The following is a 16,008-nucleotide window of genomic DNA, read 5'->3' on the forward strand; positions in this document are numbered from 1 at the left end:
CCGAAGGAGGGGGGATGAGCGGAGATAAAAAGAATGAGCCGGGGGCGGAGGGCGGGCGAAGCGAAGCCCCCCTCCGAGGCGGCGAAGCCGTCAAGGTGCGCCCTCGGATCGGCGCGAGACCGTGCCGGTGGTATAGTGGCCGCTGGATCCGGGAGCGGGGCTCACAGGAGGTGTTTCCGGGATGGATGCGCTCCGGGTGGCGGCGGCCTGGACCGCGTTCGCGGTCTTCCACAGCCTGACGGTATCCACCGGGTACGAGCGGCTGGCACGCCGATTCCTGGGGAACTCCGCCTATGCGGCCTACCACCGGCTGATCTTCACCGCCTACTCCTCCGCGGCGTTCCTCCTCCTCGTTCTCTATCTCCGGACGGTGCCGGACGCCCCCCTGTACCGGTTCGAGGGGCCCCTCCGCATCCTGTTCCACGCCGTCCAGCTATGCGGAGCGGCCTTTCTCCTCTGGACCCCCTGGGACCTCCTGGAGTTCGTCGGGATCCGCCAGTGGAGGCGTCACCGCGTCTGGGATCCGGAGAGGGCGGGGGACCGCGGACCCCTCTTCACCGGGAAGGCGTACGGCGTCGTCCGGCATCCTCTCTACCTCGGAATCTCCGTGATCCTCGCCTTCCACCCTGTCCAGACCCGGAACTCCGCCCTCTCCACCCTCCTGATCGTCCTCTACTTCTATGCAGGGACCTTCTTCGAGGAGCGGCGCCTGCTCGACACGTTCGGGGAGGAATACCGGGCCTATCGGCAACGGGTCCCCCGGTTCCTCCCCAGGCTGCGGCGGAGGCCTTGACCCCCCTCCGAGGCTGCGGGTCCCCGGTTGCCGGCGCGATTGCGACGGGGCGCACCACGGGGCGGAGCCAGCCGAAGGAGGGGGGATGAGCGGAGATAAAAAGAATGAACCGGGGGCGGAGGGCGGGCGAAGCGAAGCCCCCCTCCGAGGCGGCGGGTCCCCGGTTGCCGGCGCGATTGCGACGGGGCGCACCACGGGGCGGTGCAGTTACATCAGGATGGAGAGGACGGAGCGCTCGGCGAGCGCGAGGAGGTCCCGGGGGAGGATCCCCAGGATGAGGACCGCCGCCGCCGCCACGCAGAGCGCGAGCGAGAAGGCGGTCCGGGGCGGCCGGGGCACGGGGGCGTCGGCCGCGGCCGGCGTCATGTACATGAAGACGACGATCCGCAGGTAGTAGTAGACGGAGGCGGCGCTGTTCAGGACCCCGATCACCGCCAGCCCGATATAGCCGCTTTTCACCGCCGCGCTGAAGAGGTAGAACTTGCCCACGAAGCCGGCCGTGGGGGGGATCCCGGCCAGCGAGACGAGGAAGAGGGTCAACAGCGCTCCGAGCGCCGGATAGCGGAAACCGACCCCGGCCAGGTGGCGGATGTCGTACCCGTCGTCCTCCTTCTGCGCAAGCAGGATGATCACCCCGAAGGCGCCGAGGTTCATGAAGGCGTAGACCAGCAGATAGAAGAGGGAGGCCTGCCCGCCGAGGAGGTCGCCGGAGACCAGCCCGACCAGGATGTACCCGGCGTGGGCGATCGAGGAGTAGGCGAGCAGCCGCTTCAGGTTGTCCTGCCAGAGGGCCGACAGGTTCCCGACCGTCATCGTCAGGACCGCCAGGACCCAGAGGACCTTCCACAGGACGGGCTGCATCCCGGGGAGAGCGGTCAGCAGCACCCGGATCAGCGCGGCGAAGGCGGCCGCCTTGACGGCGGCCGCCATGAAGGCGGTCACCACCGTCGGCGCCCCCTCGTAGGCGTCCGGAGTCCACATGTGGAAGGGAACGAGCGACACCTTGAAGGCGAAGCCGACCAGCAGCAGCCCCACGCCGGCCAGGAAGAGGGGGCTCTCCGCCAGCCGCGGATCGTAGAGCATCGTGGCCAGCACCGGGATCTTCGTCGTCCCCGCGGCCGCGTAGATCAGCGCGATCCCGTAGAGGAAAAACCCGGAGGCGAAGGCCCCGAGGAGGAAATACTTGAAGGCCCCCTCGATCGAGGAGAGCCGGCCCCGGTGGAACCCGACCAGGACGTAGATCGGGATCGACATCGTCTCCAGCCCCAGGAAGACCGTCATCAGGTCGGTCCCCTTCGCCATGATCATCATCCCCGAGGTGGAGAGGAGGAGAAGGGAGTAGAACTCCCCCTTGTGGGTCCCCTCCCATTCGGAGTAGCCGGTCGCCATGAGCAGCGTCAGTGCGCAGGCGGTCAGGATGACCATGTCGAAGAATGCGCCCAGCCCATCGCGGGAGAGCATGCCGGAGAAGCCGTCGATCCGGGCCGGCCCCAACGCGAAGACGCAGAAGAGGGCGATCGCGACGCCGAAGAAACTCACCCAGCAGAGGACCCGCCGGTTCTCCTCGGGGAGCACCACGTCGAGGAAGAGGATGAAGAGCGCGGTCGCCACCACGACGATCTCGGGAAGGACGCTGTACACGCTCATCGCCAGCGCGTGGGAATCCATGGGAATCGGCGTCATCCTTTCCTCACTTCCGGATGTCGAAATAGCGGGCGAGAAGCGTCTCGCCCGGCGGTGCTTCGGACAGCGCCGCCTGCCGCTTCGTCTCGATCCGCAGGACGAGCGCCTCCACGGAGCCGTCCATCTTCCGAAGGAACGTCTGGGGGTAGATCCCGATCCAGAAGACGAACAGGAGGATCGGCAGGATGTAGGCCACCTCCCGCGCCTTCATGTCCGGCAGATGCCGGTTCTTCTCGTTCGTGATCGGCCCGAACATCACCCGCTGGAACATCCAGAGCATGTAGACCGCCGAGAAGATGACCCCGCTGGCCGCCACCACCGTCAGCGCCGGCATCGGCTTGAAGGCCCCCACCAGGATGAGAAACTCGCCGACGAAGCTGTTCAGCCCCGGCAGCCCGATCGAGGAGAGGGTGATGATCATGAAGCAGGCGGCGTACACGGGGAGCCCCTTGGCGAGCCCGCCGAACTCCGAGATGAGGCGGGTGTGGCGCCTCTCGTAGAGGATCCCGACGAGGAGGAAGAGGGCCCCGGTCGAGATGCCGTGGTTGACCATCTGGAGGATGCTCCCCTCGATCCCCTGGAGGTTGAAGGCGAACATCCCGAGCATCACGAACCCGAGGTGGGCCACGGAGGAGTAGGCCACGAGCTTCTTGATGTCCTTCTGGACCATCGCCACCAGGGCGCCGTAGACGATCCCGACCACCGCGAGCGTCGCCAGGACCGGCGCCAGGTCCACGGCGGCCACGGGGAAGAGGGGAATCGCGAGCCGGAGGAACCCGTAGGTCCCCATCTTGAGCAGCACCGCCGCCAGGATGACCGACCCCGCGGTGGGGGCGTCCACGTGGGCGTCGGGGAGCCAGGTGTGGAACGGGAACATCGGGACCTTGAAGGCGAAGGCCAGCGCGAAGGCGGCGAACATCCAGAACTGGAGCTTCACGGGGATCGACAGCTCGTACATCGCGAACAGGTCGGTGGAGTAGACCCCGGTCACCGCGTAGTGGTGGAAATAGAGGGCGATGATGGCGACCAGCATCAGGACCGATCCGGCGAAGGTGTAGAGGAAGAACTTGATCGCCGAGTAGATCCGCCGGTCGCTCCCCCAGACCCCGATCAGGAAGTACATCGGGATGAGCACCAGCTCCCAGAAGATGTAGAACAGGAAGAGGTCGGCCGCGAGGAAGACCCCCACCATCCCGACCTCGAGGAGGAGCATGAAGATCATGAACTCCTTCACATGCTTCTCGACGGAGGTGTAGGTGGAGAGGATGGTCAGGGGCATCAGGAAGGTGGTCAGCATCAGGAGCCACAGGGAGATCCCGTCCACCCCGACGTGGTAGCTGATCCCGTATTCCGGAATCCAGGGAACCTTCCGGACGAACTGCATCGCCGCCGACGTCCCGTCGAGGCCGATCGCCACGGGGAGGGAGAGGAGGAACTCCAGGGCCGTCACGAGCAGGGTCGCGTCCCGCAGCAGCCGGGGTTTCCCCTTCGGCAGGAAGACCAGCAGGAGCGCCCCCGCCAGCGGCAGGAAGATCAGCACCGTCAGGATGTTTCCCGTCAGCTGCGCCGGAATCCAGCTCATCTGCACACGTTCCGCATCGACTCCCCCGTCCTTCCTACCGCCAGTACAGCATGCCGAGGATGACCACCGCCCCGAGCAGGAGGGAAAAGGCGTAGTTCCCCACGAACCCGGTCTGAAGCCGGCGGAAGTACCCGCCCGCCCCCCGCACCAGCGTCCCGACGCCGTTCACCATCCCGTCGATGAAGGCGGCGTCGAAGGCCTCCCACAGCCAGACCGATCCGCTCACGATCCTCCGCACGATCGCCGCGTCGTAGATCTCGTCCACGTAATACTTGTGGAGCACCATGCCGTAGAGCCCCGGCACCCGGTCGGCGATCTCCTTCGGCTTTTCCGTGCGGGCCCGGTAGAGGTACCAGGCCAGCCCGATCCCGCAGAGCGCCACCGCCACCGACCCGGCCATCAGCAGGTACTCGAGCGCCGCCGAGTGGTGGGCTCCCCCGGCTGCCCCTCCCGCCGGGTGGGCGAAGACGGGGGCGAGCCATTCCTCGAAGTAGTTGTGGCCCCCGAGGACGTGGGGGATGCCGACCCACCCGCCGGCCACCGACAGGACCGCCAGGATCATCAGCGGCACGGTCATCGACGGGGGGGATTCGTGGACATGCTTCTCCACCGCGGGGTCCATCCGCGACTCCCCGTAGAAGGTCATGAAGATCAGCCGGAACATGTAGAAGGCGGTGATCCCGGCCGCAACCGAGCCGACCAGCCAGAGGCCGACGTGCCCGTGCTCCGAGGAGAAGGCCTTCCAGAGGATCTCGTCCTTGGAGAAGAACCCCGCAAGCGGCGGAAGCCCCGCGATCGCGAAGGTGGCGAGGAACATCGTCCAGTAGGTGATCGGAAGGTGCCTCTTCAGCGATCCCATCTTCCGCAAGTCCTGCTCGCCGGAGAGGGCGTGGATCACGGAACCCGAGCCGAGGAACAGCAGCGCCTTGAAGAAGGCGTGGGTCATCAGGTGGAAGATCCCGGCGGTGAAGGCCCCCACCCCGCAGGCGAGGAACATGTACCCCAGCTGGGAGACGGTCGAGTAGGCCAGCACCCGCTTGATGTCGTTCTGGGCGATCCCGATCGTCGCGGCGAAGATGGCGGTCGCGGCCCCCACCACCGCCACCACCCCCATCGAGACCGGGGCCAGCAGGAACAGGGTGCTCGTCCGGGCGACCATGTAGACCCCCGCCGTGACCATCGTCGCGGCATGGATCAGGGCGGAGACGGGGGTCGGCCCCTCCATCGCGTCCGGTAGCCAGACGTGGAGCGGGATCTGGGCCGACTTGCCGGTCGCCCCCATGAAGAGGAGCAGGGTGATCGCGGTGGCGATCCCGGTCGTCAGCGCCCCGCTCTCCCGCAGCCCGGGGACCCGGGCGAAGACCTCGGTGTACTCGATCGAGCCGAAGGTCCAGAAGACGAGGAACATGGCGACCAGGAACCCGAAGTCGCCGACCCGGTTCACGATGAAGGCCTTCTTCCCCGCGTCGGCGGCGCTCTTCTTCTCGTACCAGTAGCCGATCAGCAGGTAGGAGCAGAGCCCCACCCCCTCCCAGCCGATGAACATCATGAGGAAATTGCTCCCCAGGACCAGGAGCAGCATCGCGAAGGTGAAGAGGTTCAGGTAGACGAAGTAGCGGGCGAAGGCTTTTTCGTGCGACATGTACCCGGCGGAGTAGACGTGGATGAGGAACCCGACCCCGGTGACGACCAGGATCATCACCGACGAGAGCGGGTCGAGCTGGAAGGCGGCGGGGGCGAAAAAGCCGCCCGCCTGGATCCAGGAGAAGATCTCCCGGACGAAGATCCGCTCCGCGGGGGGCCGCGCCGCCAGGGCGAGGACCGAAAGCGCCGACACGACGAAGGCGGCTCCCACGACCGCCGGCCCGACGAAGGAGACCAGCTTCCGGTAGGCCGGGGGGGCGGGATGGCCTCCGTGGGCGTCTCTCCCGTGGGAATCCCCGCCGTGCCCGTGCTCCCCGTGCGCGTCGGTCCCGAGCAGCAGCGGCCGCTCGATGAAGAGCGCGATCGCCCCGTTCACGATCACCCCGAGGAGGGGGAGCGCGGGGACGAGCCAGAGGTAGTCGAGGAAGGCGTTCACCATTTCAGGACGCTCAGCTCCGTGATGTCGACCGTCTCCTTGAGCCGGAAGATCGCGATCAGGATCGCCAGCCCCACCGCCGCCTCGGCCGCCGCCACCGTCATCACCATGAAGGCGAAGACCGACCCGGTCACGTCGCCCAGGTAGGATCCGGTCGCGATGAAGGCCACGTTCACCCCGTTCAGCATGATCTCCACGCTCATCAGGACGATCAGCGCGTTCTTGCGCGTCACCACCCCCGCCACGCCGATCCCGAACAGGATCGCGGAGAGGATCAGGTAGGGGGCCGGTCCCATCATGACGGCTTCCTCTTCGCCAGCGCGATCGCCCCGATCACGGCGGCCAGCAGCAGGACCGAGGTGACCTCGAAGGCGAGCAGGTAGTCGGTGAACAGCGCGCGCCCCACCGCACGGACCGAGCCGTGGTCGGCCGCCGGAACGTCGGACATCCCGAACCGCAGGGCCACGACGGCCGTCTCGAGCATCAACAGCCCCGCGGCGACCGCCCCCAGCAGCCGCATCCCGGTCATCCGCTCGACCGGAAGCTTCTCCTCCGGGACGTTGATCAGCATGATCACGAAGACGAACAGGACCACCACCGCCCCCGCGTAGACGATGACCTGGATCGCCGCGAGGAAGTGGGCCTGCCGCAGGGCGAAGAGCGCCGCGACCGCGAACAGCGTCAGGATCAGGTAGAGCGCGGACGACATCGGGTGCTTCCGCGTGACCACCATGAGCGCCCCGCCCACCGCGATCGCCCCGAACAGGAGGAACAGGATCGGTTCCATCGCCTCCCTACTTCTCCAGCAGCATGTCGATCGTGTAGATCAGCTTCTCCCGCGTGTCGGCGGGAGGAGTGTACCAGCCGGTGTCCATCCGGATCGCGTCGCAGGGGCAGGCCTCGACGCAGAGCCCGCAGAAGATGCACCGGAGCATGTCGATGTCGAACCGCACGGGGTACTTCTCGATCTTCGGGTCGGGCGACTCCCCCGCCACGATCGTGATGCAGACCGCGGGGCAGGCGGTCGAGCAGCAGTAGCAGGCCACGCAGCGGGGCGACCCGTCGGGCCGCTTCATCAGCCGGTGCAGCCCCCGGAAGCGGGGGGGCATCACGCGCCGGACCTCGGGGTACTCGATCGTGGGGATGTTCTCCTGGTGCCGGAGATTCCGGAGCATGTGCCCCATCGTCACGCCGAGCCCCTTCACGATCTCCACGAGGTAGAAGATCTCCCCGAAGGACATCTTCCGCGGCCGGGCCACCTTTTTCACGCCGATCGCCATCGCCTTTTAGCCCCCGCTCCCGCCGAACAGGAGCAGGACCGCCCCGGTCAGGAAGATGTTCAGCAGCGAAAGCGGCAGCATCACCTTCCACCCCAGCCGCATCACCTGGTCGTACCGGAAGCGGGGGATCGTCCACCGGACCCAGATGAAGAGCCAGGCGAAGAAGACCACCTTGCCGAACAGCCCCCCGATCCGCAGCAGGGGGACGACCGCCGCCGGTACCCCGATCGCGAATCCCCCGGGGAGGGTGAATCCGGCGTCGCCGAGGTAGGGGAACTGCCACCCGCCGAAGAAGAGGGTCGCCACCACGAGAGAGCCGACCACCATGTGGAAGTATTCCGCCATCATGAACATGGAGAACTTGAAGGAGCCGTACTCCGTGTGGAACCCGGCCACCAGCTCCGACTCTCCCTCGGGGAGGTCGAAGGGGGTCCGGTTCGCCTCGGCGTAGAGCGCCACGAGAAAGAGGATGAACCCGAGCGGCTGGACGAAGACCCCCCACTTCGGGAGGATCCCGAAGAGCAGGTCCCCCTGCGAGCGGACGATCGCGGAGAGCTGGACGCTCTGGAACACCATCAGCACGCCGACCACGGAAAGCCCGAGCGACACCTCGTAGGAGATCATCTGGGCCGAGGCGCGCAGCCCCCCCAGCAGCGGGTACTTGCTGTTCGAGGCCCACCCCGCCAGGATCACCCCGTAGACCGTCAGCCCCGACACGGCGAAGAGGTAGAGGATCCCGACGTTGAGATCCGCGATCTGGAGGGCGACCTTGCGCCCCGCGATCGTGACGTCCGGCCCGAAGGGGATGATGGCGATCGTCATCAGCGTCGGCGCGAGGGCGAACATCGGGGCCATCTGGTAGAAGAGCCGGTGGGCCCGGTCCGGGATGAAGTCCTCCTTGAAGAGGAACTTGATCGCGTCGGCCAGCGGGTGGAAGATCCCGCCGAGCGTCATCCCCAGGATTCGCGCCCGGTTCGGCCCGCGGCGGTCCTGCAGGTAGGCGGCGCCCTTGCGCTCCGCCCAGGTCATCACGACGACGAAGGTCAGGCAGAAGGTGAGGAACACCGCGATCCGGGTCACCGCCACGATGAGGTCGAAGAGGCCGATCATCTCCCCTCCTCCGCGACCTGCCCCCCGGGGCCGATCGACTCGTAGCTCATCCCGGCGAAGGGCGGGCAGGATTCCGCGAGCGCCTTGAAGACCGGGCCCTCCCCGGTGAAGTTCCACTCCGTCCCCAGCCGCACGGCGAGCCCGTTGAGGATCTCGATCCCGGTGCGCGCCTTCCCCCGCGGCGGGAAGGCCATCCGGAACCGCTGCACCCGGCCGGCGTGGTTCGTGAAGGTCCCTCCCCGCTCGGCGAAGGAGGCGCAGGGAAGCACCGCGTGGGCCGACCGGTAGACCGGCCCTTCGTTCGTCCCGACCTGCGCGACGAACGGGACGTTCTGCAGGAGCAGCGCCGTCTCCCCGTCCGAAAGGTCTCCCAGCTGGTTCCCGAAGAACAGCAGCGCCCGGATCTTCCCCTCGTAGATCCGCCGCACGATCCCGTCGAACCGATCCTCGGAGATCCCCAGAAGCTGCGCCCCCCGGCTGTTCGGGTTCTTGTCCTCCCGGAGGAGGAAGTCGTCCGAGACCGTCTCTCCCGGGGTTCGGGAGGTGAAGGCGAGGTTCGGGGTCGAAAGGATCTCCTCCGCCAGCTTCCGGACGAGGAAGAGTTCCTCGTTGGAGAGCTGCGGGGAGGCGATCACCGCCACCGCCTCGGGACCGTGGGCGTCCACCGCCTCGCGGAGGCGGCTCGCCGCCGTGTAGAGGACCGACTCCCAGGAGACCGCGCTCATCGTTCCGTTCTCCCGGAAGATCGGAGTGAGCAGCCGGAACTCGTTCGCCTTCTTGTACTCGAGGCGCCCGAAGTCGCACATCCAGGTGTCGTTCACCGCGTCGTTGCGGCGCGGCCGGAACCGGTAGAGGATTTCCCCCTTGAAATCGGCCAGCACGTTGCACCCGTGTGCGCATCCCGGGCAGACCGACTCGGCGCTTTTCAGGAACCAGACCCGGCACTTGAACCGGAAGTCCTTGCTGGTCAGCGCCCCGACGGGGCAGATGTCCGCCAGGTTCCCCGTGTAGTGGTTGGAGAGCGGCTTCCCGGGGAAGATGGCGATTTCGGAGTGGTCGCCCCGGTGGAAGAACTCGAGCTCCCCGGTCCGGGTCACCTCCTGCAGGAAGCGGACGCAGCGGGAGCAGAGGATGCAGCGCTCGGCGTCCAGGACGATCTGCCCGCCGATGTCCTGCACCTTCTTCTTGTGGACCTTGTCCTCCAGCGGATACCGGCTCTTGTGGAGGCCGTACTGCATGTAATAGTTCTGCAGCCCGCACTCCCCGGCCTGGTCGCAGATGGGGCAGTCGACCGGGTGGTGGATCAGCAGGAACTCGAGGACCCCGGTCACCGCCTTGTGGACCTTCTCGGTGTCGGTGCGGACCACCATCCCCTCGGTGACGAAGGTGTTGCAGGAGATCTGCAGCTTGGGGAACTTCTCCACCTCCACCAGGCACATCCGGCAGTTCCCCGCGATGGAGAGCTTGGGGTGGTAGCAGTAGTGGGGGATCTCGACGCCGATGCTCCTGGCCGCCTCGAGGATGGTCACCCCTTCCGGGGCGTCCACGGAGATCCCGTTGATCGTCAGCTTCGGCATGGCACCTCGAACCTGTTCCCGTACGGGCACTTCTGTTCCCGGATGTGCCGGTCGAACTCCTCCCGGAACTTCCAGATGAACGACTCCGCCGGCATCACCGCCGCGTCGGCCAGCGGGCAGATCGTCCGGCCCATCATGTTGTCGCAGAGGTCGAGGATCAGCTCCACGTCCCCCTCCTGCCCCTCCCCGTTCTCGATCCGCCGGACGACCTTCGCCAGCCAGCCGGTCCCCTCCCGGCACGGGGTGCACTGCCCGCACGACTCGTGGGCGTAGAAGTTCATCAGCACCGAGAGGGCCCGCACCATGCAGGTCCCCTCCGGGATGACGATGACGCCGCCCGACCCGGCCATCGTGCCGATCTTCGCCATCGCGTCGATGGAGAACGGCACGTCGATCTCGTCGGCCCGCAGCACCGGCGTGGAGGAGCCGCCGGGGATGACCGCCTTGAGCTCCTTCCCGTCCAGCAGCCCCCCCGCATGCTCGTAGAGGATCGCCCGCAGCGAGGTGCCGACCGGAAGCTCGTAGACCCCGGGGCGCACCACCGGGCCGCTGACGCCGATCAGGCGGGTGCCGCCGTCCTTCTCCACCCCCAGGGAGGCGAATTTCTCACCCCCGTGGGTGACGATCCACGGGACGTCGGCGATCGTCTCGACGTTGTTCACGATCGTCGGGAGGCCGAAGGCCCCGATCGTCGCGGGGAAGGGCGGCTTCACCCGGGGCCACCCCCGCTTCCCCTCGAGGGAGTTGATCAGCGAGGTCTCCTCCCCGCAGATGTAGGCGCCCGCGCCGCGGTGCACGGTCACCTCCAGGTCGAAGCCGGACCCGAGGATGTCCTTCCCCAGGTATCCCTTCGCGTAGGCCTCGTCGACCACCTCCTGGAGGATCCGCGCCTCGCGGACGAACTCCCCCCGGATGTAGATATAGGCGCTGTGGGCCGACAGGGCGAAGCAGGTGATGACGATCCCCTCGATCAGCAGGTGGGGCCCCCGGCTCATGATGAGCCGGTCCTTGAAGGTACCCGGCTCCCCCTCGTCGGCGTTGATCACCAGCACCCGCGGCCTCGACAGGTCTTTCGGGAGGAACCCCCACTTGACCCCCGCGGGGAACCCGGCGCCTCCCCGGCCGCGGAGGTTCGCCTTCCTGACCTCCTCGACGATCCGCTCCTTCGGCATCGCGAACGCCTTGCGGAGCGCCTCGTAGCCGCCGAGCTCGACATAGGTGTCGAGGTGGCGGTACCGGTCGTTGTCGAAGTGTCTGGTGAGGACGAGTTCCATCGATCCCACGGGAATTCCCCCGCTACCGGAGCCAAGCGAGGAGCGCGTCGATCGCGTCCTCGCTCAGGTTCTCGTGGTAGTCGTCGTTGACCTGCATCACGGGGGCGGTCCCGCAGCTTCCCAGGCACTCCACCGTGGTGAGGGTGAAGTTTCCGTCCGCGGTCGTCTCCCCCGGCTTCACGCCGAGCTTCTGCGACAGGTACCCGATCAGGTGCTCCGCCCCCATCAGGGAGCAGGAAAGGTTCCGGCAGATCTGGAGATGGTATTTCCCGACCGGCCTGCGGTTGTACATGGTGTAGAAGGTGGCCACCCCTTCGATCCGCGCCGACGGGAACCCCAGCAGCGAGGCGACGTACAGGATCCCCTCGTCGGAGATCCGCCCGTGCTCCCGCTGGAGCAGGTGGAGCGTCGGCAGGATCGCCGCCTCCCGGTTCGGGTACCGGGTGAGGAGCCGCTCGAACTCCTGCAGCGCCTTCTCGGAGAACGCCACGCTCACCGGTCGAGCTCCCCCGCGATGATGTTGACGCTTCCGAGCACGGCGACGAGGTCCGCGATCATCTGCCCCTCGCACAGGCGCGGCATTCCCTGGAACAGGTTGAAGCAGGGCGGCCGGACCTTGATCTTGTAAGGCCCCCCGCCCCCCTTGCTCACGATGTAGTAGCCGAGCTCGCCGTTGGCCGCCTCGGTCGCCGAGTAGACCTCGCCGGCCGGAACCTGGACCCCCTCCATGATGTGCTTGAAGTGGTTCATCAGCGCCTCGATGTTCTCGTAGACCTGCGGCTTCGGCGGGAGGGTGAAGCGGGGGTCGTCCACGCTGACGGGGCCGCCCGGGAGCTTGTCGAGCGCCTGCTCGATGATCCGCACCGACTGCCGCATCTCCTCCATCCGCACCATGTACCGGTCGCAGGTGTCCCCCTGCTCCCCGATGGGCACGTCGAAGTCGAACCGGTCGTAGACCAGGTAGGGCTCGTCCTTGCGCAGGTCGAGCGGCACCCCGGCGGCCCGCAGGCAGGGGCCGGTGAACCCGAGAGCGATCGCGTCCTTCGCGGTGATGGGACCCACCCCCATCGTCCGCTCGATGAAGATCCGGTTCTTGGTCAGCAGCGCGTTCACGTCCGCGATGGCCGGAAGGATCGTGTCCCGGATGACGGCCCGCGCGGCGTCGGTCCAGCCGTCCGGGAGGTCCCAGGCCATTCCGCCGATCCGGGTGTAGCCGGTGGTCAGGCGGGTCCCCGTGAGCGGCTCGATCAGCTTCATGTAGACCTCTTCCCGCGGCTTCCAGAAGTACCAGAAGTTCGTCAGCGCGCCGAGGTCGACCATGTTCGTGCCGATGCAGACCATGTGGTCGATGATCCGGGAGAACTCGGAGATGATGACCCGGATATAGTCGCACCGCTCGGTCGTCCGGATCCCGCAGAGCTTTTCCACCGCCATCGCGTAGCCGACGTTGTTCATCAGCGGCGAGACGTAGTTCAGCCGGTCGGTGTAGGTGACCACCTGGGTCCACGTGTGGCTCTCCGACTCCTTCTCGAAGCAGCGGTGCAGGTAGCCGAACTCCGGGGTGAGCTTGAGAATCGTCTCCCCGTCCAGCTCGGCGATGAAGCGCAGCGTGGCGTGGGTCGCCGGGTGGGACGGACCGATGTTCAGGAGCATCGGCTCCGTGTGGAGGTCCGTCTCTTCTCCGCTCTTTTTGCGCGTCTCGACCTCGATCATCCCCGTTCCCGTTTTCCCGTGATCCTATTCGTCCGGCCCGAGCGTCGGCTGACGCCTGGCCTTCGGGTAGTCCTTGCGCAGCGGGTGCCCCGTGAACTCCTCGTACATCAGGATCCGCTTCAGGTTCGGGTGGTTCCGGAAGCGGATCCCGTACATGTCCCAGGCTTCCCGCTCGTACCAGTCGATCCCCGGCCACACCGACACGGCGGAGTCGATCACCGGATCCTCCTCGGGGATCCTCGCCTTGATCCGGACCCGGTGCTTCTTCTCGAGGGAGTAGAGGTGGTAGACCACCTCGAACCGCGGCTCCTCCCCGAGGTAATCCACCCCCGTCAGGTCCATCGCGAACCCGAACTGCAGGTCGGGATCGTCCCGCAGGAAGGTCAGGATCTCCACGATCCGCTCCCGGTGGACGAGCGCCGTGGCGTCCCCGAAGTCGGAGTGGGTCGACACGACGTTGTCGCCGAACCGCCTCCTCAGCTTCTCGAGGACCGGAGTTGCCCGTTTCGCTTCCATCTCCCCGGCCGTCCTTCAGATCTTGATCGGCCAGCGTTCGGCCGCCCGCGGCGCTCCGGTCTCCAGCAGCTTCTGGATCGCCACCACGGAGTCGATGATCCCCTCGGGGTTCGGCGGGCATCCCGGGATGTAGACGTCCACCGGGATGATCTTGTCGATCCCCTGGAGCACGCTGTAGTTGTTGTAGAAGCCGCCCGACGCGGCGCAGGCTCCCATCGCCACCACCCACTTCGGCTCGAGCATCTGGTCGTAGATCCGCTTCAGCACCGGCGCCATCTTGTAGTTGACCGTCCCCGCCACGAGCAGCATGTCGGCCTGCCGGGGGGAGAAGCGGACCACCTCGGCTCCGAAGCGGGAGAGGTCGTAGTGGGTGCCGAAGGCCCCCATCACCTCGATCCCGCAGCAGGCGGTCGCGAAGGTGAAGGGATAGATCGAGTACTTCCGCCCCCAGGCGAGCATCGACTCGAAGGTGGTCAGGAAGAAGCCGGAGGCTCCGTCCTTGCGGTGCTCTACTGCCATTCGAGCGCTCCCTTCTTCCACGCGTAGAGAAGCCCCGCGAGCAGGATGACCACGAAGATCGCCATCTCGACGAAGCCGAACCAGCCGAGCTCCCGGAAGAGGACCGCCCAGGGATAGAGGAAAGCCGCCTCCAGGTCGAACAGGATGAAGAGCAGGGCGACCAGGTAGAACTTGACCGAGACCCGGACCGAGGCGGAGGTCAGGGGGTCCACACCGCACTCGTAGACGCTGTACTTGACCGGGTCGTACCGCTTCGGCCCGAGCGCCTGGGACAGGAAGACGAACGCCATCGACATCCCGACCCCGACCAGCAGCAGGAGCAGCACCGAGAAGTAGGGGTCGGAGAAGGATACGGAGGAGAGGATGCTCGCCACGGGCGCTCCCTGTCTCAGTTCCCCAGAATGTTCACAGAAGCCTCGGCCATCCGGATAACGGGCTCCCAGTATACACCGAGCAGCAGCGTGGGGAACAACAGGATCCCCAGCATCACCCGCGGCACCGTCGCGACCGGAAGCTCGGAGGTCTCCCCGGCGTCCACGAGGAACATCACCTTCACGATCCGCGCGTAGTAATACAGGGAGACCACGCTGTTCAGCGCCGCCACCAGCGCCAGCCAGTAGACCCCCCGGTTGATCACCTCGGCAAAGAGGTAGACCTTCCCGATGAACCCGGAGAAGGGGGGGATCCCGGTCAGGGCGAAGAGGAACACCGACAGCGACACCGCGGCGAAGGGGGCGCGGCTTCCCAGCCCCGCGAAGTGGGAGAGGTCCTCTCCCTTCAAGCCGTTGGAGACCAGCACGACGACGTAGAAGGCCCCGAGGTTCATGAAGAGGTAGACCACGAGGTAGAAGAGGATCGCCTTGAGCCCCACCGAGGTCAGCAGGACGAACCCCATCAGCATGTACCCGGCGTGGGCGATCGAGGAGTAGGCCAGAAGCCGCTTCACGTTCGACTGACTCACCGCGACCAGGTTCCCCACCGTCATCGTCACCGCCGAGAGGACGGCGAAGAGGAAGGTCCAGTCGATCCCGGGGGCGAGCTTCCAGGTCCCGGCCACCGCGTCCGGCGAGGCGAAGACGGTGTAGAAGAAGCGGACCAGCACCGCGAAGCCGGCCGCCTTCGGCCCCACCGAGAGGAAGGCGGTCACCGGCGTGGGGGCCCCCTCGTACACGTCGGGGCTCCACATGTGGAAGGGAACCGCGGCGATCTTGTACCCGAACCCCACCGTCACCATCACCGCCGCCAGGAAGACCGGCACCGGGGCCGACCCCGCGGCCAGCGTCCGCCCGATCTCCGCGATCTGGGTCGTCCCGGTGAGCCCGTAGAGGAGGGAGAACCCGTAGATCATCACCCCCGACGCAGTCGCCCCGTAGACCACGTACTTCGTGGAGGCCTCCGTCGACCGGGCCCTCCCCTTGAGGTACCCGGCCAGCAGGTAGGACGGGATCGAGACCAGCTCGAGCGCCACGTAGAGCATCACCAGGTCGGTCGCCGAGGAGAGGAGGAACATTCCGAGCAGGACGGAGAGGAGGAACACGTAGTACTCGGCCTGGGTCCGCTCCGCGATCTCGGCGCTGTCCATCGACATGAAGATGACGACCAGCGTGGCCAGCGCGGTCAGGACCTTGAAGAAGACGGCGAACCCGTCGGCCGCCACCATCCCCTCGAAGATCGACTTCCCGTACCCGGCCGGGGAGTACCAGGCCAGTAGGATCGCGGTTCCCGTCCCCAGGAGCGCCAAAAGCGCCGGCGCGGCCGCCCGCCGGTTCTTCCCGGCCACGTGGGCGATCACCAGGAGCAGGATCGTCGCGGTGACCGCGAGCTCCGGCAGGAAGTAGCGCAGGCTTTCCAGGTTCCCGAGCGGCATCTAGTGTACCTTCT

Annotated in this window: 16 protein-coding genes; 1 reads left to right on the top strand and 15 read right to left on the bottom strand. The window is 66.9% G+C overall.

All coding sequences use genetic code 11. The annotated features are described in order from the left end of the window. Window positions 1-181 precede the first annotated feature (181 nt). The gene (locus A2X88_08470; GenBank protein OGP33924.1) at window positions 182-793 is read left to right on the top strand and encodes a hypothetical protein; all 612 of its coding nucleotides are present in this window, start codon (window positions 182-184) and stop codon (window positions 791-793) included. Between the two features lie 207 nt (window positions 794-1,000). Here A2X88_08470 and A2X88_08475 read toward each other — a convergent pair whose 3' ends face one another. The 15 genes from A2X88_08475 to A2X88_08545 form a co-directional block, all read right to left on the bottom strand. Continuing rightward, entirely contained in the window at window positions 1,001-2,461 is a 1,461-nt protein-coding gene (locus A2X88_08475) for an NADH-quinone oxidoreductase subunit N (protein OGP33936.1), read from the bottom strand. A 22-nt stretch (window positions 2,462-2,483) separates the two neighbouring features. Next, window positions 2,484-4,058 carry an NADH dehydrogenase gene (locus A2X88_08480; protein ID OGP33925.1) on the bottom strand — a complete coding sequence of 525 codons (1,575 nt, stop codon included), beginning with the start codon at window positions 4,056-4,058 and terminating at the stop codon, window positions 2,484-2,486. 34 nt (window positions 4,059-4,092) lie between these two features. Beyond that, window positions 4,093-6,141 carry an NADH-quinone oxidoreductase subunit L gene (locus A2X88_08485; protein OGP33926.1) on the bottom strand — a complete coding sequence of 683 codons (2,049 nt, stop codon included), beginning with the start codon at window positions 6,139-6,141 and terminating at the stop codon, window positions 4,093-4,095. Continuing rightward, entirely contained in the window at window positions 6,135-6,437 is a 303-nt protein-coding gene (locus tag A2X88_08490; GenBank protein OGP33927.1) for an NADH-quinone oxidoreductase subunit K, read from the bottom strand. Before A2X88_08490 ends, A2X88_08485 begins: the two co-directional genes overlap by 7 nt. Beyond that, window positions 6,434-6,925: a hypothetical protein gene (locus A2X88_08495; protein ID OGP33928.1), complete on the bottom strand. Its 492-nt coding sequence runs from the start codon at window positions 6,923-6,925 to the stop codon at window positions 6,434-6,436. The genes A2X88_08490 and A2X88_08495 overlap by 4 nt, the downstream gene beginning before the upstream one ends. A 7-nt stretch (window positions 6,926-6,932) precedes the next feature. Beyond that, entirely contained in the window at window positions 6,933-7,418 is a 486-nt protein-coding gene (locus A2X88_08500) for a hypothetical protein (GenBank protein OGP33929.1), read from the bottom strand. Between the two features lie 6 nt (window positions 7,419-7,424). Further along, window positions 7,425-8,528 carry a hypothetical protein gene (locus A2X88_08505; GenBank protein OGP33930.1) on the bottom strand — a complete coding sequence of 368 codons (1,104 nt, stop codon included), beginning with the start codon at window positions 8,526-8,528 and terminating at the stop codon, window positions 7,425-7,427. Further along, the gene (locus tag A2X88_08510; GenBank protein OGP33938.1) at window positions 8,525-10,180 is read right to left on the bottom strand and encodes a hypothetical protein; all 1,656 of its coding nucleotides are present in this window, start codon (window positions 10,178-10,180) and stop codon (window positions 8,525-8,527) included. The genes A2X88_08505 and A2X88_08510 overlap by 4 nt, the downstream gene beginning before the upstream one ends. After that, window positions 10,093-11,379 (bottom strand): NADH oxidoreductase (quinone) subunit F, encoded by a 1,287-nt coding sequence (locus A2X88_08515; GenBank protein ID OGP33937.1) that lies wholly within the window; start codon window positions 11,377-11,379, stop codon window positions 10,093-10,095. Before A2X88_08515 ends, A2X88_08510 begins: the two co-directional genes overlap by 88 nt. A gap of 22 nt (window positions 11,380-11,401) precedes the next feature. After that, on the bottom strand, window positions 11,402-11,875 hold the full coding sequence (locus A2X88_08520; GenBank protein ID OGP33931.1) for a hypothetical protein: 474 nt from the start codon (window positions 11,873-11,875) through the stop codon (window positions 11,402-11,404). After that, window positions 11,872-13,092: an NADH dehydrogenase (quinone) subunit D gene (locus A2X88_08525; protein OGP33932.1), complete on the bottom strand. Its 1,221-nt coding sequence runs from the start codon at window positions 13,090-13,092 to the stop codon at window positions 11,872-11,874. Before A2X88_08525 ends, A2X88_08520 begins: the two co-directional genes overlap by 4 nt. 24 nt (window positions 13,093-13,116) lie before the next feature. Beyond that, window positions 13,117-13,608 (bottom strand): NADH dehydrogenase, encoded by a 492-nt coding sequence (locus A2X88_08530; protein OGP33933.1) that lies wholly within the window; start codon window positions 13,606-13,608, stop codon window positions 13,117-13,119. 15 nt (window positions 13,609-13,623) lie between these two features. After that, complete coding sequence (locus tag A2X88_08535) at window positions 13,624-14,127, bottom strand: hypothetical protein (GenBank protein OGP33934.1); 504 nt, start codon at window positions 14,125-14,127, stop codon at window positions 13,624-13,626. Then, window positions 14,118-14,423, bottom strand: coding sequence for an NADH-quinone oxidoreductase subunit A (locus tag A2X88_08540; GenBank protein ID OGP33939.1), 306 nt, complete (start codon window positions 14,421-14,423; stop codon window positions 14,118-14,120). The genes A2X88_08535 and A2X88_08540 overlap by 10 nt, the downstream gene beginning before the upstream one ends. 92 nt (window positions 14,424-14,515) lie before the next feature. Further along, entirely contained in the window at window positions 14,516-15,994 is a 1,479-nt protein-coding gene (locus A2X88_08545; GenBank protein ID OGP33935.1) for a hypothetical protein, read from the bottom strand. Window positions 15,995-16,008: the final 14 nt, after the last annotated feature.

This window comes from Deltaproteobacteria bacterium GWC2_65_14 (assembly GCA_001797615.1).
Classification (GTDB): domain Bacteria; phylum Desulfobacterota; class Deferrimicrobia; order Deferrimicrobiales; family Deferrimicrobiaceae; genus GWC2-65-14.

Excerpts from the sequence above, each read along its gene's own strand:
- A2X88_08490 (OGP33927.1), bottom strand. The coding sequence starts at position 6,437 with ATGATGGGACCGGCCCCCTACCTGATCCTCTCCGCGATCCTGTTCGGG.
- A2X88_08495 (OGP33928.1), bottom strand. The coding sequence starts at position 6,925 with ATGGAACCGATCCTGTTCCTCCTGTTCGGGGCGATCGCGGTGGGCGGG.
- A2X88_08505 (OGP33930.1), bottom strand. The coding sequence starts at position 8,528 with ATGATCGGCCTCTTCGACCTCATCGTGGCGGTGACCCGGATCGCGGTG.
- A2X88_08500 (OGP33929.1), bottom strand. The coding sequence starts at position 7,418 with ATGGCGATCGGCGTGAAAAAGGTGGCCCGGCCGCGGAAGATGTCCTTC.
- A2X88_08535 (OGP33934.1), bottom strand. The coding sequence starts at position 14,127 with ATGGCAGTAGAGCACCGCAAGGACGGAGCCTCCGGCTTCTTCCTGACC.
- A2X88_08485 (OGP33926.1), bottom strand. The coding sequence starts at position 6,141 with ATGGTGAACGCCTTCCTCGACTACCTCTGGCTCGTCCCCGCGCTCCCC.
- A2X88_08525 (OGP33932.1), bottom strand. The coding sequence starts at position 13,092 with ATGATCGAGGTCGAGACGCGCAAAAAGAGCGGAGAAGAGACGGACCTC.
- A2X88_08515 (OGP33937.1), bottom strand. The coding sequence starts at position 11,379 with ATGGAACTCGTCCTCACCAGACACTTCGACAACGACCGGTACCGCCAC.
- A2X88_08470 (OGP33924.1), top strand. The coding sequence starts at position 182 with ATGGATGCGCTCCGGGTGGCGGCGGCCTGGACCGCGTTCGCGGTCTTC.
- A2X88_08530 (OGP33933.1), bottom strand. The coding sequence starts at position 13,608 with ATGGAAGCGAAACGGGCAACTCCGGTCCTCGAGAAGCTGAGGAGGCGG.
- A2X88_08480 (OGP33925.1), bottom strand. The coding sequence starts at position 4,058 with ATGAGCTGGATTCCGGCGCAGCTGACGGGAAACATCCTGACGGTGCTG.
- A2X88_08475 (OGP33936.1), bottom strand. The coding sequence starts at position 2,461 with ATGGATTCCCACGCGCTGGCGATGAGCGTGTACAGCGTCCTTCCCGAG.
- A2X88_08545 (OGP33935.1), bottom strand. The coding sequence starts at position 15,994 with ATGCCGCTCGGGAACCTGGAAAGCCTGCGCTACTTCCTGCCGGAGCTC.
- A2X88_08540 (OGP33939.1), bottom strand. The coding sequence starts at position 14,423 with ATGTCGATGGCGTTCGTCTTCCTGTCCCAGGCGCTCGGGCCGAAGCGG.